The organism is Nostocoides sp. HKS02 (assembly GCF_009707485.1).
Taxonomy (GTDB): domain Bacteria; phylum Actinomycetota; class Actinomycetes; order Actinomycetales; family Dermatophilaceae; genus Pedococcus.
The window spans coordinates 1,386,274-1,408,094 of record NZ_CP046121.1 but is presented as its reverse complement, the minus strand read 5'-3'; the positions used below and the strand labels follow the sequence as shown (position 1 = coordinate 1,408,094).

The window sequence follows — 21,821 nt, the reverse complement described above, 5'->3', positions numbered from 1 at the left end:
TAGGGTGCGCAGGTGAGCACTCCTGCGGCCGATCCACGCACACCTTGGAAATCCCGGACACCCCTGGCGCCTCCGCGGGCGACCCGCAAGGAGACCACGCGGTTGCACCACGGTGACACCTTCGTCGACCCCTACGAGTGGTTGCGGGACAAGGACGACCCGGCAGTGATCGCCCACCTTGAGGCCGAGAACGCGTATGCCGAGGCGGTCACCGCCGACCTCGAGCCGCTGCGCCAGGAGATCTTCGAGGAGATCCGGGCCCGGACGCAGCAGACCGATCTGTCCGTGCCGGTCGCCAGCGGTCCGTGGTGGTACTACTCACGCAGCCAGGAGGGCCAGCAGTACGGCATCGAGTGCCGGGTCCGCAAGGTCGAGGGTCAGCCCCGCCCGATGCCCGAGCCCTCCGACCCCGTGGCGGGTGAGGAGGTCCTGCTCGACGCCAACCTCGAGGCCCAGGGCCACGAGTTCTTCTCCCTCGGGGCGCTCACGGTCAGCCCCGACCACACCCTGCTCGCCTATGCCGTCGACACCGAGGGCGACGAGCGGTTCGCCTTGCGGGTCAAGGACCTTCGCTCGGGCGCGGTCATCGACGATGCTGTGCAGGAGATCGGCTACGGCTGCGTGTTCTCCCTCGACGGGCGGTACCTCTTCTACACCCGGGTCGACGAGACCTGGCGCCCGCACCAGGTGTGGCGCCACGAGGTCGGCACGGCGAGCGAGGCCGACGTGCTCGTCCTCGAGGAGTCGGACGAGCGCTTCTGGATGGGGGTCGGCGCCTCCCGCGACGACCGGTGGATCCTGGTCGGCCTGGGGTCCAAGACGACCTCCGAGATCCGGATCCTCGACGCCGCCGAACCGCTCGGTGAGCTCCGCGTCGTGGCGCCCCGCCGTGAGGGCGTCGAGTACGACGTCGAGGTCGCCGGCGACCGGCTCCTCATCGTGCACAACGCCGACCACCTCGACTCCGACCTCGCCTGGGCGCCCCTCGACGCGACGACCCACGAGCAGTGGCAGCCGTTACTGAGTAGTGCCGAGGGCGAACGGTTCCAGGGCGTGGACGCGTTCGACGACGTCGCCGTGCTGTCGCTGCGCAAGGACGGGCTGACCGCCTTGCGGGTGCTGGAGCGCGACACGACCTCGCCCACCGGGTTCGGGGCCGTGCACGACCTCGCCTTCGACGAACCGGTCTACCAGGTGTCCCTGGGCGACAACCCGGAGACGCGGACCAGCACGCTGCAGGTGGTCTACGAGTCGATGGTGACTCCGCGGACCGTGCTCGACTACGACTTCGCCACCCGCAGGTCCACGCTGCTCAAGCGGCAGCCGGTCCTGGGCGGCTACGACCCGGCCGCCTTCGAGCAACGCCGCGAGTGGGCGACAGCGGCCGACGGGACCCGGGTGCCGATCTCACTCGTCTACCCGGTGGGCACGCAGCCGGACGGTTCCCACCCGGGGTTGCTCACGGCATACGGGTCGTATGAGCTGTCCACCGACCCCCACTTCTCGGTGGCGCGGCTGTCGCTGCTCCAGCGCGGGTTCGTCTATGCCGTGGCACACGTGCGCGGCGGTGGTGAGCTGGGCCGGGCGTGGTACGACCACGGCAAGCTCCAGCACAAGATGAACACCTTCACGGACTTCGTGGCCTGTGCCGACCACCTGGTGGAGCGCGGCTGGGTCGCGGCGGATCGCCTGGCCGCGGAGGGCGGTTCGGCCGGTGGTCTGCTCATCGGCGCGGCGGTCAACCTGGCGCCGCACCGGTTCCGAGTCGTGCACGCCGCGGTGCCGTTCGTCGACGCCCTGACCACGATCCTCGACCCGACGCTGCCGCTCACCGTCGTGGAGTGGGAGGAGTGGGGCAACCCGCTGGCCGACCCGGACGTGTACGCGTACATGAAGTCCTACTCGCCGTACGAGAACGTCCGGGACGGCGCGGTCTACCCCTCGGTGCTGGCGACGACCTCGCTCAACGACACCCGGGTCTACTTCACCGAGCCCGCGAAGTGGGTGGCGCGGCTTCGGGAGGCGACAGCCGGCGACCCGGCGGAGCGACCGATCCTGCTCCGCACCGAGATGGTCGCCGGGCACGGTGGCAAGAGTGGCCGGTATGACGCGTGGCGCCAGGTGGCGTGGGAGTGGGCCTTCCTCGTGAGCGAGGTCAGCCCCGAGGCCGCGGCCGTCGCGATGGGACGAGATCACCCGAAATAGTTGCCGGTGATCCCGCCGCGTGGAACGCCGCGGCCATACCCTTTCGGGGGAGGGAGGGCGCTCACGGTGGCATACGGCAGGGCATCCGATGCGCGGCACCTCGCGGACAAGTGGGACTGGGCGTCCACCCCACTTGGTCCTCGCGACCAGTGGCCGACCCAGCTCAGCCATGCGTGGGAGCTCGCGCTCGACTGCCGGCTACCCATCGCGCTGCTCTGCGGCGAGGACTTCACCATGCTCTACAACGCAGCCTTCGCCGAGCTGCTGGGCAGCAAGCACCCGCGGGCGTTCGCCCAGCCCGCCAGCAAGGTCGTGGCCGAGGTGTGGGACCACCCCGACGTCGGCTCGCTGTTCGACGCGGTGCTGAACCGGCGTGAGTCCTTCCTCGAGGAGAGCACCGAGCTGTCGCTGCGCCGGGGCCTCGACCGCAGCGCGGATCTGGCCGATGTCGGGTACTTCCTGCGCTCGGGGTCGCCGGTGCTGGACGACGACGGCACGGTCGTCGCCGTCCTCCACGTGGTGATCGAGACCACGGCCGCGATCGGGCGGGCGCAGGCCATCGCGCAGCTGGCGACGCTCCTTGCGGTGGCCGTCACCGTCGACGACGTCTGCAAGGTGGTGTTGCGGCAGTCGATGGTCGCCCTCGACGCCATCGTGGCCACCATCTGCCTGCCGTCGCCCGGGCCGGGAAGGTGGCGGATGGCGCGCCGACACCGGATCGAGGAGCTCTCGCCCGACGAGGAGCGGCTGCCCCTGATCTGGTCGGAGCTGAGCGAGGACCTGGCGCCGTTCGTCGCCCAGGTCGTCGCCGAGGGCCGACCCCACCTGTCCGGGAACGGCGAGCTGGTGGGACTGCCGCTGCGGGCTGGTTCCGCCCAGGCCGTGCTCGTCGTCTCGCGTGAGGCGGCGCCCATCCCGGCCGACGTGGCCACCATGGTCAGCGCCCTGTCCGAGCTCGTGGCTGAGGCTCTGAGCCGCGCCGTCGTCTACGACGCCGAGCGCACGACCGCCGAGCTGCTGCAACGGACACTGCTGCCCCCCAACCTTCCGCAGTCCGATGCCATCAGCGTCGCCGCCCGCTACGAACCCGTCTCCCTCGGCGCGGTCGCTGGCGGCGACTTCTACGACTCGTTCTTCCTCCGCGATGGTCGGCTCGCGGTCCTCATCGGTGATGTCGTCGGGAGGGGGGGTGATGGCCGCCACAGTCATGGGTCAAGTGCGCGCGGCGGCGCGGGGAGCGGCGCTCATCTCGAGCGATGCCAGCGCGGTCATGGCGGCCCTCGATCGGGTCGTGCGGGATCTCGACGCCTTGTGGCCGGCTTCGATGCCGCTGGGCAGCAATCGGGCCCGGCCGGGACTGGCGTTCGGTGGAGAGCTGTTCGTCACCATGCTCTACGGCATCGTCGACCCCGACAGCGGCGAGGTGTCACTGGCCAGCGCCGGCCATCCGCTGCCGGCGCTCCTCTTCGGCCACGAAGCGCGCAGCCAGGGCGCACGGCGCGCGACGTTTGTCGGCATGCAGGTCGGCCCCCCGCTCGGCATCGGGGGCGAGCGGCCCGTCCACCGGCTGCGGCTCGGGGTGGGCGACATGCTGTTGGCCTTCACCGACGGCTTGATCGAGCGACGCGGAGAGGCCCTCGACCGCGGGGAGCAGCGGCTGCTCGAGGCGATCGACGCCCTGCCGCCGGGGAGCCCCCGCACGGTGGCGCAACGGGTGATGGACTCGATGATGACGGGCTACGGCCAGGAGGACGACTGCGCCGTGCTCGCGGTGGGCCGCTCGCCGGACGGGCACCGCCGCGCCGCCATCGTCGTGCCACCGATGCCCGAGTCGGTGAAGGCCGCGCGCGACTGGGCCCGCCAGTACCTCGACGACTGGGGGGTGACGGAGCCAGACCAGCACACGATCGTGACGGGGATCTCGGAGCTGATCACCAATGCCGTCCTGCACGCTGGTACGGAGTCGCACCTCACGATCGACCTCGACTCCGGGGTGCTCGCCGTGACCGTCGCCGACAGCGGCAACCGGGGGGAGCCGCTGCTCACGGGCGCCGACGCCATGGCGGTTCGTGGTCGCGGCCTGTCGCTGGTTCGGGCGATCGCCGACTCGTTCGGGGCCCATCGGACCTCGGCGGGCACCACGGTCTGGTTCGAGATCGCGGTCGAGCTCAGGACTGCGCGGTTGTGAGCGGATGACGACGGGTCTGGGGTGCGTAGGCGAGGGCGCCGACCTGGTCCGATCTGCCCGGATGGCACCGTTTGCGTCGTCAGCCGAACGGACGGGCCGACTCCGTCAAAGGGTGACTGGGCGCCGCGCGGCGTGGCGGCCGGGGACGGCGTGCAGCATGCTTCATCCTGCAGCCAGACACCGACGCACGGCAGGGGAGGTCATGAGGGTGGACGTGTGGGATCGCCTTCTCGAGCGCATCGCTCCGATGATGGAGGAAGACGTCTCGGTTCTCGACCGACTTGACGGTGTCGGTGTCGGCGTCGGTGTCCAGAGCGGTCGCGCGGTCGGCGCCGCGGGCGGCGACCGTCCGGCATACCGGGTGGGGCCGGAGGGCGGTGGCGTCCGGCTACTTGCTCAGGCCCGCCACCAGGTTGATGGTCGCGGCGATGACGACGACGCCGAACAGGTATGACAGCAACGCGTGCCGCAGGACGGTGGCGCGGATCTCCTTGGTCCTGATCTCGGTGTCCGAGACCTGGAACGTCATCCCGATCGTGAAGGCGAAGTACGCGAAGTCGCGGTAGCGCGGCGGGTCGTCCTCGTTGAAGTCGATGCCGCCCTTCGGCGTGGTGTAGTACAACCGGGCGTACCGGGTCGTGAACGTCGTGTGCACGGCAGCCCAGGCGAAGGCCACGCCGAGGACGCTGACTCCCGCTTGCATGTCCTTGCCGCCCCCCGCGCTCGAGCCGCCCAGCAGCAGGAGGCCGACCGCGCCCAGGCTGACGACTGCGGCGGCGAGGATGATGAGGTCGGTGGCCGCTCGGCCCGGGTCCTCCTGCACGGCATGCCTGGCGGTCGCGGCGGGATTCATCGGCCACACGGTGACCCACGTCCAGACGACGAAGACAGCCGCGGCGCTCACCCACCCGAGGAGCAGCCCGTACTGCCAGGTCATCGGAAACGACAAGGCCACGCCGACAACCAGACCGGCCACTGCGGCGACGGCGAGCCGTACCCAGGTCGGACCACCCGCGCCTGCTGCAGACGCGAGCATCGAGGTGGAGGTGGAGTGGTTCGCGGGGGCCGGCTCCTGGGTCAGATCGGGCACGTCGTCAACGCTAGTCCCATGGGGCTGAGTTGGGGCTGTGGACGCGCTCGGGCTCGACCAGCTCCCTCGTCGCTGCCCGCTCAGGTATCGGCGGGTCGCGCGGCCAGGCGTCGGCAGGCAGAGCCGCGCAAGGGTCCACCCAGGGCCGCGCTGACCCAGCAGATGTCCAGCAGGCCGGCCGAGAGCGGGAGCACGCTGAAGGCCAACGCGGCCTTCCCGGCTGGGCTGGCCCAGAGCGCCAGACCGACCCCGGCCCAGAGCACCCCGGCCACGACGCGGAACCTTCGTCCGGCCGATGTCTCGATCCAGCGACCGAAGACCGATCGGTTGAACCTCGTCGCGAGGTCTCGCCCGCGGTCCTGACGGAGGGTGGGGCTGTGCGTGGATGTGGGCTTCATGGTTCCTCCCTTGTCGAGTCATCCCATGGTCGACGCGCGGGTGCGGTCAGGCATGGGGCATCTGCCCCATCAACAACCCCCGGGTCGCTCCGGTGCGACCCCCGAAGAGGTCCAGCAAGCGGGCGGCGCGCCGCGGAAAGAGGTCAACTGCCCCGCAGGCTGCTACCGTCATTCCGGTTGCCGTTCCAAGTCCACGCAGTTTCGGGCTCGGCACGACGCAGTCGCTACGCGAAGGTTCGCGTGCCGCGCGTCGTGACCATCGGCGGCCTGAGGTCTCCACACGGGAGACCTCGCTAACAAGAAGAGGCAACACCAGTGGCAACAGGCACCGTGAAGTGGTTCAACAGCGAAAAGGGCTTCGGCTTCATCGAGCAGGACGGTGGCGGCGCTGACGTCTTCGTGCACTACTCGGCCATCGAGAGCGGCGGCGGCTACCGCGAGCTGCAGGAAGGCCAGAAGGTCGAGTTCGACGTCACGCAGGGCCCGAAGGGTCCTCAGGCGGAGAAGGTCAAGGGCATCTGACCCAGACAGCATCCGGGACTTGGGTCCCAAGCGAGTCCCCCGACCGACCGGTCGGGGGATTTCGCATTCTCGACGCCGATAGGGTGTGACCCTGTGTCTACTGATCGGGATCATCGCCAGGGCTGGATGGTGTTGGCGCTCGGCGCTCTCGGGGTCGTCTTCGGTGATATCGGCACCAGCCCGCTGTACGCGATCCAGACCGTCTTCGCGATCGACGGCGGGATCGTCAAGTCGACGCCGAGCGACGTCTACGGCGTCATCTCGCTCGTCTTCTGGTCCATCCTGGTCGTCGTCTCGGCCAAGTACGTCGTGTTCATCCTGCGCGCCGACAACGATGGCGAGGGCGGGGTCATGGCACTCGCCGCGCTGGCCCGGCGGACGGTGCGTCCGGAAGGCAAGCGGTTCGCCCTGGTGATGATCCTGGGGGTCATCGGTGCCTCGCTGTTCTACGGCGACAGCGTCATTACGCCGGCCATCTCGGTCATGTCGGCGATCGAGGGCCTCGCGGTGCCCGCGCCCGGCCTGTCGCACCTGGAGGTACCCCTCGGGGCGGCCATCATCACCGTCCTGTTCGTCGTGCAGCGCTACGGAACCCACATCGTGGGCCGCTTCTTCGGCCCGATCATGGTCCTGTGGTTCGGCGTCCTAGCGGTGACCGGGGTGGTGCAGATCGCTCACGATCCCGCGATCCTGCGCAGCCTGTCGCCGAGCTACGCAGTGCTGTTCGTCGTCGACCACCCCTTCATCGCGTTCGTGGCGATGGGCGCGATCGTCCTCGCGATCACCGGTGCCGAGGCGTTGTATGCCGACATGGGCCACTTCGGCCGGGCGCCGATCCGCCGTGCGTGGTTCGGGCTCGTGTTCCCCGCCCTGACCCTCAACTACCTGGGGCAGGGTGCGCTCATCCTCGAGAAGCCGGCCTCGATCGCCAACCCGTTCTTCCTCCTTGCTCCCAGCTGGATGCAGCTGCCGCTGGTCGTGCTCGCGACCGCGGCCACCGTCATCGCCTCCCAGGCCGTCATCTCGGGTGCCTTCTCGGTCTCGAGGCAGGCCGAGCGGCTCGGCTACCTGCCGAGGCTGACGGTGCGCCACACCTCCCAGCAGGAGGGCGGCCAGATCTACGTGCCCGCCGTCAACTGGTCGCTGTATGCCGGCGTGCTCCTCCTGCTGGTCCTCTTCCAGTCCTCTGGCAAGCTCGCCACGGCATACGGGCTTGCCGTCACCGGCACCTTCCTGCTCACCACCACGCTGTTCCTCATCTACGCCGAGTCCGCCTGGGAGTGGTCGCGCGCCAAGCTGGTCGCCGTCGGGCTGCCGCTCGGCCTGCTCGAGCTCATCTACTTCGCCGCCAACCTCACGAAGGTGACGCACGGCGGCTGGTTGCCCCTGCTCATCGCCGCCACCATCGGCACGCTCATGCTCACCTGGCAGCGCGGCCGCATCCTGGTCACGGAGCGACGCACCAACCTCGAGGGTCAGCTCACCGACTTCATCGCAGCCCTCGACGGGAGCGAGGTGAGCGTGGTGCCGGGCACGGCCATCTTCGTGCACCCGCCGGACCAGACGACGCCGCTCGCGCTGCGTGAGAACGTGGCGGCCAACCACGTGATCCACGCCCGGGTCGTCATCGTCTCGACCCAGTCGGAGAACGTGCCGCACGTCCCTGAGGGCGAGCGCTGCACCGTCGAGCCGCTGACCAGCCCCCTGGGCGCCATCAGCCGGGTGCGGTTGAGCTTTGGCTTCCAGGACGACCAGGACGTGCCCGCAGCCCTGCGCATCGCGCAGGATCAGGGACTCGAGGTCGACCTCGACGAGGCCTTCTACTTCCTGTCCCGGATCAGCGTGTTGCGCGGGACCGTGGCGGGGATGCCCACCTGGCGCAAACGGCTGTTCATCGGACTGGCCCACAACGCAGCCAACCCGAGCCAGTACTTCAGCCTGCCCGAGCACCGCACCGTCGTGATGGGCGCCCAGGTCGTCCTCTGACCGTGCACGGTTCGGGTTGTGGTCTCGGTCGCGGGCCCAGCCCCCACACCGACCTCCAGGCCACGCGGCTACCCTCCTTCGTGTGGCGTGTCGACGAGGTCAGCAGCGTCGGCGCGACCCTAGGATGCACGCAATCCCCGCTCCCGTTCTCGAGGTGGAGCGCCCCACAGAGGCTCGCGAACTATGACGGTGCTTGCAGGAGTGAGCGTCACAGTCGTCGCCTGGCTGATCCTCACCGTGCTCGGTGTGCTCGTGGCCGCCTGCTGGGGCCTACGGCCACGAAACGCCGTGCTTGCGGCGATGCCCATCAGCTTCGGTCTTCTCGCTGCTGCGGCTGCGGTCATCCCCTGGCGACTCCTGCCGATCTGCGGGTCCTTTGTCGCCGCGGGGGTCGCAGGCATCGTCGTGCGTACGGTCCGCGCGTCGCGAGGCTCACGAGCCCCCGGCCGTTCACGATCCGGAGTGCCATCGGCCCGGCGGCCCGGCGTGGCGTCCGCCCTTGGGGCTTGGCGTCGCGAGCCCCCGGTGCTCGAGATCGGTGCTCTGCTGCTCACCATGGTGCTGTCGACCGTGACCGTCATGTGGGCATGTCATGGGGACCTCGGCGTCGTCTCCCAGACGATCGACGCGATGTTCCACGTGAACGGGATCGAGGCGGCCTTCGTCAACGAGCGCGTCGCCCCGCAGAGCTTTGCCACCTTCACCGGGGTGCCCGTCGCCGTCGCCGGTTACCCGACGGGCTTCGCTGCCGTGGCCGTGTTCCTCATGCAGGCGACCGGCGTGCACGCCGTGGCGGCCTCGAACATCGCTGCCACCCTGATCGCCGGGGCGCTGTGGCCCAGCGCGATCCTCGTGCTGGTGCGCCAGGTGTTTGCGACGCAGCGGGTGACCACCCTGGCGGCCGCCGCACTCACCCAGGCCTTCTGGGGCTTTCCCTGGGACCCGCTCGGCTGGGGTGTGCTGTGGCCCACCGCCGGGGCCCTGGCGTTCGCGCCCCTGCTCTTCGCCGGAGTCCTCGGCATGCTGCAGCTTCCGACCGAACAGTCCCTCGGTCGACGGTGGCACGGGACCGTCCTGCTCGTCCTGTCCGCAGTGGCGCTGGTGCTCTTCCATCCCCGCGAGCTCATCGTCATCATCCCCGAGCTCACCCTCCTCAGCGCCTTCCTGTTCGCCAGGCACGCCCTCTGGCGTGCGCACCCGGCATACCTCCGGGCGCTGAGCGCAATCGCATGCCTCGGCGCCCTGTGCGTCACGCCGGCCCTGTGGTTCGGCCCCTGGACGAACGCCAAGTTCGTCACCGTGCACTGGCAGATCACCGAGACCACGGCTGAAAGCGTGAACGGCTACCTGCTCAACGGGCCGTCCCACACCACTCCTGGCCTGGTCGTCGCGGCACTTGTCCTCGTCGGCCTCGCGATGTCGTGTCGTCGCTGGCGAACGCTCTGGATTCCGCTCGTCTACCTGGTCGCCGTCGCGATCGATGTCGTCACGGCGACGAGCCGCAATCCCGACCTCCGGCAGATCACGCGACTCTGGTACGGCGACCGCAACCGGACGGCGGGCGTCGTCCCGATCGCGGGCGTACTGCTGGGAGTCATGGGTGCCACCCTCGTGTGGTCGATCGTTGCTCACCACCTCGAGCGGATGTTCGGTGGCGGAAGGCACGTCGACCGCGTCGCACGACGGACCAGGAGGGACGTGGTGCTGGCGGCCTGCGCCGCGATCGTGGCGGTGTTCGTCATCAACCTCCCCGCTCACGTCAGCTATCTGGAGCGCACCCTTGCCGGCGGATCGACGAACCCCGCGTACAGCCTGGTGAGTCCGGATCAGGTCAAGCTCTACGAGCACCTGCCCGAGGTCGTCGCCCCCGACGAGTACATCCTCAACGACCCCCGCGACGGCTCGGCGCTGCTCTACGCGTACTCCGGGCGCAAGCCGGTGTACATGACGTCCGTCTACCTGACGGGGACACCCAACGCGGCCTACCTGTCGGCGCACCTCGTCTTCGACCGGAACCACACTCGGATCTGCGCGGTCGTCAAGAAGGCTCACATCGGGTGGATCCTCAACGTGCGACCGGTGTCGCTGAATCCGCCGGTTGGACGTCGGTCAGCGACGGGAATGCTGATCCCGCCGGGCTTCTGGCTGACCACGCCCGTGGCCTCGGCAGGCTCGACGAAGCTTTACAAGATCACTGGCTGTCACTGAGGACCCGGCCGTGGTCGGGAGGGGAGACAGCACGAGGGTGGCCGGACGAGACCGACCACCCTCATGCTCCGCCTCTGGTCGGGGCCGCGCGGGTGGACCACCCCGGCGCGAACCCCTGACCTGCGGTTGGTCCTACAGGTCGTAGTACATCTCAAACTCGTGCGGGTGGGGGCGGAACCGGATCGGGTCGACCTCGTTCTTGCGCTTCCACTCGACCCAGGTCTCGATGAGGTCCTTGGTGAACACGTCACCCTCGAGGAGGAACTCGTGGTCGGCCTCCAGGGCGTCGAGCACCTCGGGCAGCGAGCCGGGCACCTGCTGGATCTGCTCGTGCTCCTCGGGCGGGAGCTCGTAGAGGTCCTTGTCCACCGGCTCCGGGGGCTCGATGCGGTTCTTGATGCCGTCGAGGCCGGCCATGAGCATCGCGGAGAACGCGAGGTAGGGGTTGGCCGACGGGTCGGGCACGCGGAACTCGATGCGCTTGGCCTTGGGGGAGTCACCCGTGATCGGGATGCGCACGCAGGCGGAGCGGTTGCGCGCGGAGTAGACCAGGTTGACCGGCGCCTCGTAGCCCGGGACGAGCCGGTGGTAGGAGTTGACCGTCGGGTTGGTGAACGCCAACACGGCGGGCGCGTGCTTGAGCAGCCCACCGATGTACCAGCGGGCGAGGTCGGACAGGCCGCCGTAACCGCGCTCGTCATAGAACAGCGGCTCGCCGTCCTTCCACAGCGACTGGTGGGAGTGCATGCCCGAGCCGTTGTCACCGAAGAGCGGCTTCGGCATGAAGGTGACCGTCTTGTCGCCGTGCCACGCCACGTTCTTGACGATGTACTTGAACTTCAGCACGTCGTCGGCGGCCTGCTTCAGCGTGTTGAAGCGATAGTTGATCTCCTGCTGGCCCGCGGTGCCGACCTCGTGGTGGGCGCGCTCGACCGTGAGACCGGCGGCCTCGAGGGCCAGGGACATCTCGTCGCGCATGTCCGCGTAGTGGTCGACCGGCGGCACCGGGAAGTAGCCGCCCTTGTAGCGGGTCTTGTAGCCCTTGTTGCCGCCCTCCTCGACCCGACCGGTGTTCCACGCCGCCTCGACGGAGTCGATGAAGTAGTAGCCGGCGTTCTGCTTCGTCTCGAAGCGCACGTCGTCGAAGATGTAGAACTCGGCCTCGGCGCCGAAGTACGCGGTGTCAGCGATCCCGGTCGACTTGAGGTAGGCCTCGGCCTTGGCCGCGATGTTGCGCGGGTCTCGCGAGTACTCCTCGCCCGTGAACGGGTCGACGATGGAGAAGTTGAGGATGAGCGTCTTTTCCTTGCGGAACGGGTCGAGGTAGGCCGTCGTCGGGTCCGGGATGAGCTTCATGTCGGACTCGTGGATCGCCTGGAAGCCGCGGATCGAGGATCCGTCGAACATCTGGCCTTCCTTGAAGAAGTCCGCCGTCACGCTCTGTGCGGGCACATTGAAGTGCTGCATCACGCCGGGCAGGTCGCAGAACCTCACGTCGACGAACTTGACGTCCTCGTCCTTGATGAACTTCAGGACCTCGTCAGCATTGCTGAACAAACCAACCTCCTGGTGGTGGGTCGGGCACACGAAAGCCCGGGGTGTCAGCAACGACCCTAACGGGTGGGGATTTCTCGCCCATGACCCGAATGTTTCGCCGGTGTTACGCCGTGGGAGGCTGGTCAGGTGATTGACCGCAAGGACGTCGGCTCATGGCTCGAGGGGCCGGGTTCGCGCACCGGTGCGCCCACGGCATACCCCGGCGAGCGTCTCGGTATGCCGCGCGACGGCGCCGGTTCGATGGGCCGGTTCGGCCGACGGCTGGTCGCCGCCCTCGTGGACTGGACCCTCTGTCAGCTGGTCGCGTTCGGCGTGTTCGGTGTCCCGTTCGGCCAGGCCGGCCCCCACTCGTTCACACCGCTGGCGATCTTCGCGGTCGAGAACCTCGTCCTCCTGAGCACGCTGGGCTCCACCATCGGCCACCGGGTGGTGGGCCTGCGGGTGCTGTCGCGAGACGGTCACCCGGCGCGGTCGTTCCAGGTGCTGGTGCGCACGGTGCTGCTGTGCCTGTTCCTGCCGGCCATGTTCTGGGACGGCGACGGTCGCGGTCTGCACGACAAGGCGGCCGGCACCCTCATCGTCCGGACCTGACCACCTCGCGGATCCGGTTCGTCGCGTCGGCGAGGATGTCGACGATCTCGCGGGTCTGGGCCGGGGTGATCCCGTGGCGCTTCCACGCCGTGCGCGCCTCCTGCCGCAGCTGCTGCACGGCGTCCTCGACCTCGCGGACCGCGTGGGGGTCCCCGTCGCCCCACCCGTCGAACCCGCCCACGGGAGTAGCGGTCCGTCGCGCCTCCTGGGCGGCCGCCTTGAGCTCGGCCCGCAGGTCGCTGGTCTGCCCGCGCACCCGTGAGCGCACCTGCTCGGCGAGCTCGCGGACCGACAGGTCGAGGTCGGCCTCGAGGTTCGACAGGTCGTCGCGGCGGGCCCGCACCTCGGCGCGCCCCGCGTCGGTGATCCGGTAGATCGCCTTGCGGCCCTCCTCGGATCGCTCGACCAGCCCCTCTTCCTCCAGCTTGGCGAGCCGGGGGTACACCGTGCCGGCGCTGGGGGAGTAGAGGCCGTTGAACCGGTGCTCAAGGTCCTGGATCACCTCATAGCCGTGCCTGGGCCCGTCGTCGAGGAGGGCGAGCAGGTAGAGCCGGAGCTGGCCGTGGGCGAACACCGGGCTCATGCCGAAGCCCCCGATGCCGCCCCGGCGGTCCCGTGAGCGGCCTTGAGGACGACCACGTTGCCCGACACCGCGTTGGCCTTGAGTCGCAGGCTGCCGTCGCCGTCGGTGAGGCGGTTGACCGTCCGACGAGCGTGCTTGTCGATCGTGCGACCGTCGATGACGACCTGGCCGGAGGCGGTGTTGACGGTCACGTCGTAGCCGTCGTGCGGGGCGCGCACGGTCACGTCACCCGAGACCGAGTTGGAGGTGATCCTCGCCGCCGAGTTGGTGAGGTCGAGGGTGATGTCGCCGCTGACCGTGTTGATGCTCACCTCGGGTGTCTGGCTGGCCTGGGCGGTGACCGCTCCTGACACCGAGTGCACCGTGAACGACCCGCGCACGTTGCCGCACTCGACGTCGCCGCTGACGGTGTTGACGTCGACCGGGCCGGTGACGTCGTCGATGGTCATCGCACCGGACACGGTGTTGGCCCGCGCACCGGCGCGCATCCCGGCGAGCAGCCCGCTGGCGCTCACGGTGCTGACCGACGTCCGGGCGTCCTCCGGGATCGAGATGCTGATGAAGGCCTTGTTGCGCTCGAGCCCGTCGAAGGCGTGGCGGACCTTGTCGATGATGCTCGACGAGCTCACGCCGTGGGTCACCTTGAGGGTCGAGCCGTCCCACTTGACCGTCAGGGGGGACCCCTCCACCCGCGAGACCTCCACGCGGGCGGTCGGGGAGTCGGCGTGGGTCACCACGTCCACCCGTCCACCGACGATGGCCACGCTGAGCTGCCGCACCCGCTCGCCGTCGTCCCCGATGTCGAGCACCCGGGGGGTGTCGATCGACCATTCCTCGCTCATGAGCTGTTTCCCTTCTCGCGCTATATCGCGTTGTCGAAACTCACGTTATATCGCGTATGCCCCCGAGGCAAGCCCCCGACGCAAGCCCCGAGGCAGGCAGAATGCCGACGTGAGCAGCCGCATCGCCCTCTGCACCTGGTCCAACCCCGCGTGCACCGACCCCGAGCCACCGCAGCTCGCCGCGACCCTGCGTGCCCGGGGGCCACGAGGCCGAGGTCGTGGTGTGGCATTCGGCCGCAGCCTGGGAGTCCTACGATCTGGTGCTGACACGCGACTCGTCGAGGCGGGCGACGTCATCGTCCAGCCCCGCGCCCCGAGCGTGCGGCAGGGCGAGACCTCGCTGTTCTTCTTCGCGGGCGACTTCTCGCACGCCGTGCGCACAGACCCCAGGACGGCGACTACCGCGTCCAGGCGCTCCACGGTGGTTCGGAGGAGCTCCATGTCCCGACGGACGCGGAGCTCGAGGTGGCACGCGCAGCCATGGCCCTGGCGCCCGGCTCGCACGACCGGTTCGCCGGCATCGTGGAGCGGTACCTCGCCTGAGCCGGCTGCGCGACAGCCGGGCTTCAGCGGGTTCAGCGCCCGCGCATCGCCTTGCGGTCGACCCGGGCTCGCAGCGGGTCCATGCCCGCAGGGATCGGGGGGCGCAGGCCGCCGAGCGACTTGAGGCGCTTGTTGACGGCCGAGACCTCTTCCTTGGTCAGCACAGGCTTCATCCGCGTCAGCTTGGTGCTGAGCTTGCGCACCGGCACCTGGTCGGCACCATCACCGACGACGACCGCCACCACGGGCACCCCGGGAGCGACCCGCTCGATCTTCCTGCGCTCGGTGGCCAGGAGCTTGCCGCGCCGGGCGTCCGGCCCCTCGCCGATGAGGACCACCCCAGGGCGACCGACCGCGCGGTAGACGAACGCGGCCCCGACCATGTCCTCGGGCCGTGCGCCGCGGGCGCCGTCGACGGCGACCGGCTGCTGGTCGAAGTACCAGCCACGGCGCAGCGAGCCGAGCGCGGCTCCGGCGGCCCCGGGCTGGCCCTCGAGCGACCGGTAGGCCGCCCGCTCAGCCCTGCGGCTGAGGACGAGCAGCGCGGCGAGGAACGCCAGCGGGATGCTGAGGACCAGGGCGTAGAGCCAGTGCCCGACAACGACGCCGACGCCGACGCACACCACGATGACCCCGAGTGCGGCCAGCAGCATCCACCACGGGATCGTGCGGTCCACCTGTCGAGCTGCGGTGTACACCTGGCGGACCTGGGCGACACGCCCCTGCTTCGAGGGCGTGTCTGACTGCTGCGAATCCTTGCGGGCCATAGGGGTCAGGATACGGGTCGTCAGGCAGGTGCACCCAACGCGGCCGGACGCCGCGCGGCGAGGAGCGAAGCGGCCTCCTGGCGGGCGGGGTCGCCCGCTGCGGCCGCGAGGTGCTCGAGGTGCTGGGGGATGGGGCGGCCCCATTTGGCCATGGCGGTCGCCCAGAGCCGGCCGGCGCGGTAGGACGAGCGGACCAGCGGTCCGGCCATGACGCCCTTGAAGCCCAGCTCCTGGGCCACGTCGCTCCAGTGCACGAACTCCTCCGGCTTGACCCACCGGTCGATCGGGTGGTGGAGCTTGGAGGGGCGGAGGTACTGGGTGATGGTGAGGATGTCGCAGCCCGCGTCGTGCAGGTCGCGGATCGCCTGCTCGACCTCGTGGTCCTCCTCGCCCATGCCCAGGATGAGGTTGGACTTGGTCACGAGCTCGGCCTCGCGCGCCATCGACAGCACCCGCAGGGACTTGTCGTAGGTGAAGGCCGGCCGGATCTGCTTGAAGATGCGCGGCACGGTCTCGAGGTTGTGGGCGAAGACCTCGGGACGGGCGTCGAACACCTGACCGACGAGCTCGGGCTTCGCGCCGAAGTCGGGGGGCAGGATCTCGACCCCGGTGGTGGGGTTCTTGGCGTGGATCTGGCGGATCGTCTCGGCATACAGCCAGGCCGCGCCATCGGGCTGGTCGTCGCGGGCCACTCCTGTGACCGTGGAGTACCGCAGCCCCATCTGGGCGACCGACTCGGCCACCCGGCGCGGCTCGTCGACGTCGAGCTCGAGCGGTCGACCGGTGGCGATGTCACAGAAGTCGCAGCGCCGCGTGCAGATGTCGCCGCCGATGAGGAAGGTCGCCTCGCGGTCCTCCCAGCACTCGAAGATGTTCGGGCAGCCGGCTTCCTGGCACACCGTGTGCAGGCCCTCGGTCTTCACCATCGAGTGCAGCTTGGTGTACTCGGGGCCCATCTTGGCGGTGGTCCGGATCCATTCCGGCTTGCGCTCGATGGGGGTCTCGGCGTTGCGCGCCTCGACGCGCAGCAGACGGCGGCCCTCGGGTGCGATGGTCACGAAGCTCCCTTGCCTTCCTCAGTGCGGCCGAGCGGGGTATGCCGCGGGGCACAGGTCCGCCCGGAGGTGACCGGGCGTCCTCCAAGGGTACGCCCGGTGCGGCCATGGTCCCGAAGGGCTAGCCCCGGGGCGGTGGCGCGAGGACGTCGGCGAGGTGCTTCTCGGCATACGGAAGCACGTCCTGGACCGTCACCACTCGACCAGCCTCGCGACTGATCGAGCTCACCCCGGCGTCGTCGATGCCGCAGGCGACGATGTTGTCGGCCCACGACAGGTCGGCATCGCAGTTGAGCGCGAAGCCGTGCATGGTGACCTGGCGGCTCACCCTGACCCCGATGGCGCCGAGCTTGCGGTCGGGTCGACCGCCGGGCTGGTCGTCGGCCGGCACCCAGACGCCGCTGCGTCCCTCGACCCTGGTCGTCTCGACGTCGAACTCACGGCACACCCGGATCATCACCTCTTCGAGGCGACGGACGTGGGCCACGACGTCGATGGGCACGCCGTGGAGCCGGACGATCGGGTAGCCGACGAGCTGGCCGGGACCGTGCCAGGTGATGAGCCCGCCCCGGTCGACGTCGACGACAGGCGTGCCGTCGAAGGGGCGCTGGTGCGGCTCGGTGCGCTTGCCCGCGGTGTAGACGGGCGAGTGCTCGAGCAGCAGCACGGTGTCCTCGGCGCCCGCGACCACACCGGCGTGGATCTCGCGCTGGTGGTCCCACGCCGACTGGTAGTCGACGAAGTCCGGGGCGAAGCCGAGGTGCTCGAAACGCATGGCGCCCAGCGTACGCCGCGCCCACGGGCGGTCCGGCCCAGGCCTGTGGACAACCGGCTGGGCTCCGCGAGCGCAGTGGGCATAGTGGCTGACATGGGGAGGGACATGGGGAGGGACATGGTGATGGACATCGTGATGGGCCTGGGGGACCGACCAGAGGTTCCGGGCTACCGCCTGCTGCACGTCCTCGGGGTCGGTGGTGCAGGCACGGTGTGGGCGGCAGAGCGCGTCCACGACGGGGTGCCGGTGGCGGTCAAGGTGGTCCAGGTGGGCGGTGTGGCTGCGGCCGACCAGGCGGCTCGCGAGCTGGCCGTCTTGAGCCGGGTCGCCGTCGAGGGCCTGGTCGCGTTCCACGAGGCACGTGCGCTCGAGACCGACCCGCCGCAGCTCGCGATCGTGCTCGACCGTGCCACCGGGGGGCTCGCTCCACGGCGCGGTCACGGCCCGAGGTCACCTCAGCGTGGGTGAGTCCGTGACCGTGCTGGCCCCCGTGGCGCAGACGCTGGCGGGGCTGCACGCGGTCGGGGTCGTCCACGGCGACGTGTCACCGGGCAACGTCCTGCTCGAGCGCAACGGTCGCCCGCTCGTCGCCGACCTGGGGGTGGCGCGGCTCATCGGCCACGGCCCCGAGGACCGTTACGGCACACCGGGATTCGTCGCTCCGGAGGTCGCCGCCGGCGCTGAGCCCACGAGCGCGTCGGACGTGTATGCCGCGGGCGCGCTGGCCTGGTGGTGCGTCACCGGGCAGCCGCCCGGGCCCGTGGCGCTGCGCGCCCCGCTCGGGGAGCTGGCGCCCGGGCTGCCCGACGCGTGGCAGTCGGTGACCCATCGGGCCCTCGCTGGCGACCCGGCGCTACGGCCGACAGCCACCGAGCTGGCGGTGGCGTACTTCGACTCCGCTCCGTGCGAGCCGCTGCGGCTCGTGGTGGGCACCGACGAGACCTCCTTGCTCACCCAGCGGCTGCGCGACGTGCGGCCGGCGGCCCCACCGGCGACGACGCCAGCCGATCACGGACGCAGGAGCGCATCCCGTGCGCCGGGTCGGGTGCGGGGGAGCACGCCAAGGCACCGACATCGTCCGCGCTCTCGTCCCGGGCGCCGACGAGCACTGCCGGGCTGGCTGGTGGGGTCGGCGGTCGTCGTGGTCGTCGTGGTCGGTGGGGCAGCCGGTGTCGTGGCGTTCGGCGGCCTGGGCGGGCTCGGCGGGCTGGGCGGTCCTGGCGGTCTTGGAACGCCAGGAGCCACCGCTCACGTCGGGAGCGCGGTCACTGCGGTCACCGCGGCGAGGCCCACCGACCTGGCCTCGGATCGACTGGCGGCGCGGCGCGACCCGCGGGGGCTCCTGCAGGCACTGGCGGATCGACGCGCGGCTGCCCTGAACGGCGCTCGCGACACCGACCTCGCCGGCCTCGCGGACCTCGATGTCGCGGGTTCACCGGCGCAGGCTGCCGACCTGGCCCTGGTTGACGCGGTCCGGGCACGGCACCAGTCCTACCGCGGCGTGCGCCTGCGGGTCGGCAGCGCACACGCGCTCGCCACGGTCCCCGGCGCCCGGGCGACCATCGATGCGGTGGTGGACACGTCGGCATACGCGGTCGTGGACCCGGCAGGGGTGGCGCGGCCGGTCGCGGCGGCCCGGGGGGCGCCGATGCGGTTCTCGCTGCGGTGGGTGGACGGCGGGTGGAGGGTCGAGGAGGTCGCACCGGTCCCCGACGGTCCCCACTGAGGCGGTCAGCCGGGCTGGCCGCTACCGAGCACCTGGTCCAGCGCCGACCCGAGGTCGGTGTTCCGGTGGACGAAGCCCGCGGCGGTGAGCCGGCTGGGCAGGGCGCGCTTGCTCGTGAGAACTTCCTCCGAGAACCCGCCGAGCACCAGCTTGATGCCGAAGGCGGGCGCGGGGAGCACGGCTGGCCGGTGGAGCCGGTGACCCAGCGCGCGGGCGAGGTCGACCTGCCGGTCGGGGGAGTGCCCGACGAGGTTGACCGGGCCGGTGAGGTCAGGACGGTCGACGAGGAACGCCAAGCCAGCGACCGCGTCGCTCAAGGTGATCCATGGCCACCACTGCCGACCGCTGCCGAGGGGACCGTTGATGCCGAGACGGGCCAGCGGGAGCATCCGCGCCATCGCCCCGCCGGAAGCGGCCAGGACGATCCCCGTGCGCGAGTGGGCGACCGACAGCCCGGCCTCACGCGCGGGGTCGGCGGCCGCCTCCCAGGCGCGCACCACCTCGCTGAGGAACCCGTCGCCGGGCCCGGACTCCTCGGTGAGCACCTCGTCGCCGCGGTCGCCGTAGAAGCCGACGGCGGATCCGCACACGAGCCGGACCCCGTCACCGAGCCGGGCGAGTGCCTCGGCCAGGGTGGCGGTGCCGTCGACCCGCGAGGCGAGGATCTGCTGCTGGTAGGCGGGGGTCCACCGCTGGTCGCCGACGCCGGCGCCGGCCAGGTGGACCACGGCGTCGACGCCGCGCAGCGCCTCCGGATCGAGGTGGCGGGCGGACGGGTCCCACTGCACCTCGTGCGGCCCGGCCGCCGGGCGGCGCACCAGGCGGACGACCTGGTCACCGCGCTCGCGCAGGAACCTCGACAGCGCGCCGCCGATCAGACCGGATGACCCGGTGACGGCGACGCGCTGCGACATGGTGGGAGTTCCTGCGATGGGGGTTGCGACCGGGGCTCAGAGGCCGAGGTCGGACTCGAAGTTGCCCTCCTCGAGCCGCGTCTTCATCGTGGTCAGGAAGCGCGCGGCGTCGGCGCCGTCGACGACCCGGTGGTCGTAGGACAGCGCGAGGTAGACCATCGAGCGGATGGCGATCGTCTCGCCTCCGTCACCGTCGGTGACGACCACGGGCCGCTTGACGACGGCGCCGGTGCCGAGGATCGCGACGTTCGGCTGGTTGATGATCGGCGTGTCGAAGAGGGCGCCGCGGCTGCCGGTGTTGGTCAGCGTGAAGGTGCCCCCGCCGAGCTCGTCGGGCGTGATCTTGTTGCCCCGCGTGCGTTCGGCGAGGTCGGCGATCTTGCGGGCCAGCCCGGCGATGTTGAGGTCACCGGCGTCCTTGATGACCGGGACCAGCAGGCCGCGCTCGGTGTCGACGGCCACGCCGAGGTTCTCCGACCCGTGGTAGGTGATCTGGTCACCCTCGACGCTCGCGTTGACGGTCGGGTGGGCCTTCAGCGCTTCGACCGAGGCCAGGGCGAAGAACGGCAGGAAGCTGAGCTTGGTGCCTTCGCGGCGCTCGAACTCGCCCTTGGCCCGACCGCGCAGACGCGCGATCTTGGTGACGTCGACCTCGACCACGGTCGTGAGCTGGGCCGAGACCTGCAGCGACTCCACCATGCGCTTGGCGATGGTCTGACGCAGTCGCGACATCTTCTCGGTCGTGCCGCGCTTGGGCGACTCGGCGACCTGACGGGGCGCGGCCGTGGCGGCGGCGGGGGCCTGGGACGGGGCGGGTGCGGGCTTGGCTGCGGCCTCCTGCGCCTCCTGAGCGGCCTGGGCTGCCTTCGCGGCGTCGAGCACGTCCTGCTTGCGGATGCGGCCGCCGATGCCGGTGCCCTGGAGCGAGCCGAGGTCGACGTTGTTGTCGGCGGCGAGCTTGCGGACCAACGGCGTGACGTATGCCGAGGCGTCCGCGGACTCCTCGCTGCCCTGGGCTGCGTGGGCGGGAGCCTGGGACGGCGCTGGCGCCGCCGCGGGGGCGGGGGCGGGGGCCTGCGGTGCCACCTGCTCCGGCTCAGCCTGCTCCGGCTCAGCCTGCTGGGCCTCTGGTGCGGCCTGCTCCGGCTCGGCCTGCTGGGCCTGTGGTGCGGCCTGCTCCGGCTCAGGCTGTTGGGCGGCGGGAGCCTGCCCACCGCCCGAGCCGCCGATGATGGCCAGCGCGCCGCCCACGGGCACGGTGTCGTCCTCGGACACGAGGATCGTGGTGAGCACGCCGGCGACCGGCGAGGGGATCTCGGTGTCGACCTTGTCGGTCGAGACCTCGAGCAGGGGCTCGTCGACCTCGACGGTGTCGCCCTCGGCCTTGAGCCAGCGGGTGACCGTGCCCTCGGTGACGGACTCGCCGAGCGCCGGCATCGTCACCGTCTCACCTGCCCCGGACGCGCCGTCAGTGCTGGTGGACTGCTCGGGCTCGGAGTTCTGCTGCTGCGGCTCCTGGTCGGTGGACGGCTCCTGCGGCGCGGGCGCGGCCTGCGCGGAGGTGTCCCTCGGCCTGCGGCGCAGACGGCTCGGAGCTGCCCTGCGCACCATCGTCAGAAGAACCCTGACCGTCGCCGATCACGGCGAGGTCGGCGCCCACGGCGACGGTGTCGTCCTCTCCGGCGAGGATCTCCTGGAGCACTCCGGCCACCGGCGACGGGATCTCGGTGTCGACCTTGTCGGTGGAGACCTCGAGCAGCGGCTCGTCCACCTCGACGGTGTCGCCGACGTTCTTCAACCAGCGCGTCACGGTGCCTTCGGTGACCGACTCACCCAGGGCCGGCATGGTCACGCGTTCAGACATCTGCTCG

Annotated in this window: 18 protein-coding genes and 1 pseudogene; 8 read left to right on the top strand and 11 right to left on the bottom strand. The window is 70.6% G+C overall.

Features of this window, described 5'->3' with window-relative positions:
- Positions 1–12 precede the first annotated feature (12 nt).
- On the top strand, positions 13–2,205 hold the full coding sequence (locus GKE56_RS06730) for a S9 family peptidase (RefSeq protein ID WP_154683879.1): 2,193 nt from the start codon (positions 13–15) through the stop codon (positions 2,203–2,205).
- 198 nt (positions 2,206–2,403) lie between these two features.
- Here the strand turns inward: GKE56_RS06730 and GKE56_RS06725 are convergent, their stop codons facing one another.
- The gene (locus tag GKE56_RS06725; RefSeq protein ID WP_195908268.1) at positions 2,404–3,414 is read right to left on the bottom strand and encodes a hypothetical protein; all 1,011 of its coding nucleotides are present in this window, start codon (positions 3,412–3,414) and stop codon (positions 2,404–2,406) included.
- On the opposite strand from GKE56_RS06725, the gene GKE56_RS06720 reads away from it, so the two are divergent.
- Positions 3,398–4,393: an ATP-binding SpoIIE family protein phosphatase gene (locus tag GKE56_RS06720; protein WP_195908267.1), complete on the top strand. Its 996-nt coding sequence runs from the start codon at positions 3,398–3,400 to the stop codon at positions 4,391–4,393. The two genes, GKE56_RS06725 and GKE56_RS06720, sit on opposite strands and share 17 nt — an antisense overlap.
- A 388-nt stretch (positions 4,394–4,781) precedes the next feature.
- Here GKE56_RS06720 and GKE56_RS06715 read toward each other — a convergent pair whose 3' ends face one another.
- Together GKE56_RS06715 and GKE56_RS06710 are read right to left on the bottom strand one after the other, a co-directional pair.
- On the bottom strand, positions 4,782–5,483 hold the full coding sequence (locus GKE56_RS06715) for a DUF1345 domain-containing protein (RefSeq protein ID WP_230209243.1): 702 nt from the start codon (positions 5,481–5,483) through the stop codon (positions 4,782–4,784).
- Between the two features lie 80 nt (positions 5,484–5,563).
- Entirely contained in the window at positions 5,564–5,881 is a 318-nt protein-coding gene (locus GKE56_RS06710; protein WP_154683876.1) for a hypothetical protein, read from the bottom strand.
- A gap of 315 nt (positions 5,882–6,196) precedes the next feature.
- Between GKE56_RS06710 and GKE56_RS06705 the strand changes: the two genes are divergently transcribed.
- The 3 genes from GKE56_RS06705 to GKE56_RS06695 all read left to right on the top strand — a co-directional run bounded on the left by GKE56_RS06705 (position 6,197) and on the right by GKE56_RS06695 (position 10,597).
- Entirely contained in the window at positions 6,197–6,403 is a 207-nt protein-coding gene (locus GKE56_RS06705; RefSeq protein ID WP_154683875.1) for a cold-shock protein, read from the top strand.
- A gap of 93 nt (positions 6,404–6,496) precedes the next feature.
- Complete coding sequence (locus tag GKE56_RS06700) at positions 6,497–8,389, top strand: potassium transporter Kup (RefSeq protein WP_230209242.1); 1,893 nt, start codon at positions 6,497–6,499, stop codon at positions 8,387–8,389.
- 201 nt (positions 8,390–8,590) lie between these two features.
- Positions 8,591–10,597 (top strand): DUF6541 family protein, encoded by a 2,007-nt coding sequence (locus GKE56_RS06695; protein ID WP_154683874.1) that lies wholly within the window; start codon positions 8,591–8,593, stop codon positions 10,595–10,597.
- Between the two features lie 132 nt (positions 10,598–10,729).
- Here GKE56_RS06695 and glnA read toward each other — a convergent pair whose 3' ends face one another.
- On the bottom strand, positions 10,730–12,154 hold the full coding sequence (gene glnA / locus GKE56_RS06690; protein WP_154683873.1) for a type I glutamate--ammonia ligase: 1,425 nt from the start codon (positions 12,152–12,154) through the stop codon (positions 10,730–10,732).
- A 126-nt stretch (positions 12,155–12,280) separates the two neighbouring features.
- On the opposite strand from glnA, the gene GKE56_RS06685 reads away from it, so the two are divergent.
- The gene (locus GKE56_RS06685; protein ID WP_154683872.1) at positions 12,281–12,745 is read left to right on the top strand and encodes an RDD family protein; all 465 of its coding nucleotides are present in this window, start codon (positions 12,281–12,283) and stop codon (positions 12,743–12,745) included.
- On the opposite strand, the gene GKE56_RS06680 is transcribed toward GKE56_RS06685, so the two are convergent.
- The 5 genes from GKE56_RS06680 to lipB all read right to left on the bottom strand — a co-directional run bounded on the left by GKE56_RS06680 (position 12,729) and on the right by lipB (position 17,310).
- Positions 12,729–13,328, bottom strand: coding sequence for a PadR family transcriptional regulator (locus GKE56_RS06680; RefSeq protein ID WP_154683871.1), 600 nt, complete (start codon positions 13,326–13,328; stop codon positions 12,729–12,731). The two genes, GKE56_RS06685 and GKE56_RS06680, sit on opposite strands and share 17 nt — an antisense overlap.
- Positions 13,325–14,170 carry a DUF4097 family beta strand repeat-containing protein gene (locus GKE56_RS06675; protein WP_154683870.1) on the bottom strand — a complete coding sequence of 282 codons (846 nt, stop codon included), beginning with the start codon at positions 14,168–14,170 and terminating at the stop codon, positions 13,325–13,327. The genes GKE56_RS06680 and GKE56_RS06675 overlap by 4 nt, the downstream gene beginning before the upstream one ends.
- A gap of 575 nt (positions 14,171–14,745) precedes the next feature.
- Positions 14,746–15,480 carry a DUF4191 family protein gene (locus GKE56_RS06670; protein ID WP_154683869.1) on the bottom strand — a complete coding sequence of 245 codons (735 nt, stop codon included), beginning with the start codon at positions 15,478–15,480 and terminating at the stop codon, positions 14,746–14,748.
- A 20-nt stretch (positions 15,481–15,500) separates the two neighbouring features.
- Entirely contained in the window at positions 15,501–16,538 is a 1,038-nt protein-coding gene (gene lipA, locus GKE56_RS06665; protein ID WP_154683868.1) for a lipoyl synthase, read from the bottom strand.
- Positions 16,539–16,656: 118 nt separating this feature from the next.
- Complete coding sequence (gene lipB, locus GKE56_RS06660) at positions 16,657–17,310, bottom strand: lipoyl(octanoyl) transferase LipB (protein ID WP_154683867.1); 654 nt, start codon at positions 17,308–17,310, stop codon at positions 16,657–16,659.
- A 123-nt stretch (positions 17,311–17,433) separates the two neighbouring features.
- On the opposite strand from lipB, the gene GKE56_RS06655 reads away from it, so the two are divergent.
- Positions 17,434–17,778 (top strand): hypothetical protein, encoded by a 345-nt coding sequence (locus tag GKE56_RS06655; protein WP_154683866.1) that lies wholly within the window; start codon positions 17,434–17,436, stop codon positions 17,776–17,778.
- Entirely contained in the window at positions 17,771–19,036 is a 1,266-nt protein-coding gene (locus GKE56_RS06650; protein WP_230209241.1) for a serine/threonine-protein kinase, read from the top strand. The genes GKE56_RS06655 and GKE56_RS06650 overlap by 8 nt, the downstream gene beginning before the upstream one ends.
- 5 nt (positions 19,037–19,041) lie before the next feature.
- On the opposite strand, the gene GKE56_RS06645 is transcribed toward GKE56_RS06650, so the two are convergent.
- Positions 19,042–19,950 (bottom strand): TIGR01777 family oxidoreductase, encoded by a 909-nt coding sequence (locus GKE56_RS06645; RefSeq protein WP_154683864.1) that lies wholly within the window; start codon positions 19,948–19,950, stop codon positions 19,042–19,044.
- Between the two features lie 36 nt (positions 19,951–19,986).
- A pseudogene (gene sucB / locus GKE56_RS06640) lies at positions 19,987–21,814 on the bottom strand (2-oxoglutarate dehydrogenase, E2 component, dihydrolipoamide succinyltransferase).
- Positions 21,815–21,821 lie beyond the last annotated feature (7 nt).

Excerpts from the sequence above, each read along its gene's own strand:
- GKE56_RS06670 (WP_154683869.1), bottom strand. The coding sequence starts at position 15,480 with ATGGCCCGCAAGGATTCGCAGCAGTCAGACACGCCCTCGAAGCAGGGG.
- lipB (WP_154683867.1), bottom strand. The coding sequence starts at position 17,310 with ATGCGTTTCGAGCACCTCGGCTTCGCCCCGGACTTCGTCGACTACCAG.
- GKE56_RS06725 (WP_195908268.1), bottom strand. The coding sequence starts at position 3,414 with ATGACTGTGGCGGCCATCACCCCCCCTCCCGACGACATCACCGATGAG.
- GKE56_RS06720 (WP_195908267.1), top strand. The coding sequence starts at position 3,398 with ATGGCCGCCACAGTCATGGGTCAAGTGCGCGCGGCGGCGCGGGGAGCG.
- GKE56_RS06675 (WP_154683870.1), bottom strand. The coding sequence starts at position 14,170 with ATGAGCGAGGAATGGTCGATCGACACCCCCCGGGTGCTCGACATCGGG.
- GKE56_RS06655 (WP_154683866.1), top strand. The coding sequence starts at position 17,434 with ATGGACATCGTGATGGGCCTGGGGGACCGACCAGAGGTTCCGGGCTAC.
- GKE56_RS06645 (WP_154683864.1), bottom strand. The coding sequence starts at position 19,950 with ATGTCGCAGCGCGTCGCCGTCACCGGGTCATCCGGTCTGATCGGCGGC.
- GKE56_RS06710 (WP_154683876.1), bottom strand. The coding sequence starts at position 5,881 with ATGAAGCCCACATCCACGCACAGCCCCACCCTCCGTCAGGACCGCGGG.
- GKE56_RS06680 (WP_154683871.1), bottom strand. The coding sequence starts at position 13,328 with ATGAGCCCGGTGTTCGCCCACGGCCAGCTCCGGCTCTACCTGCTCGCC.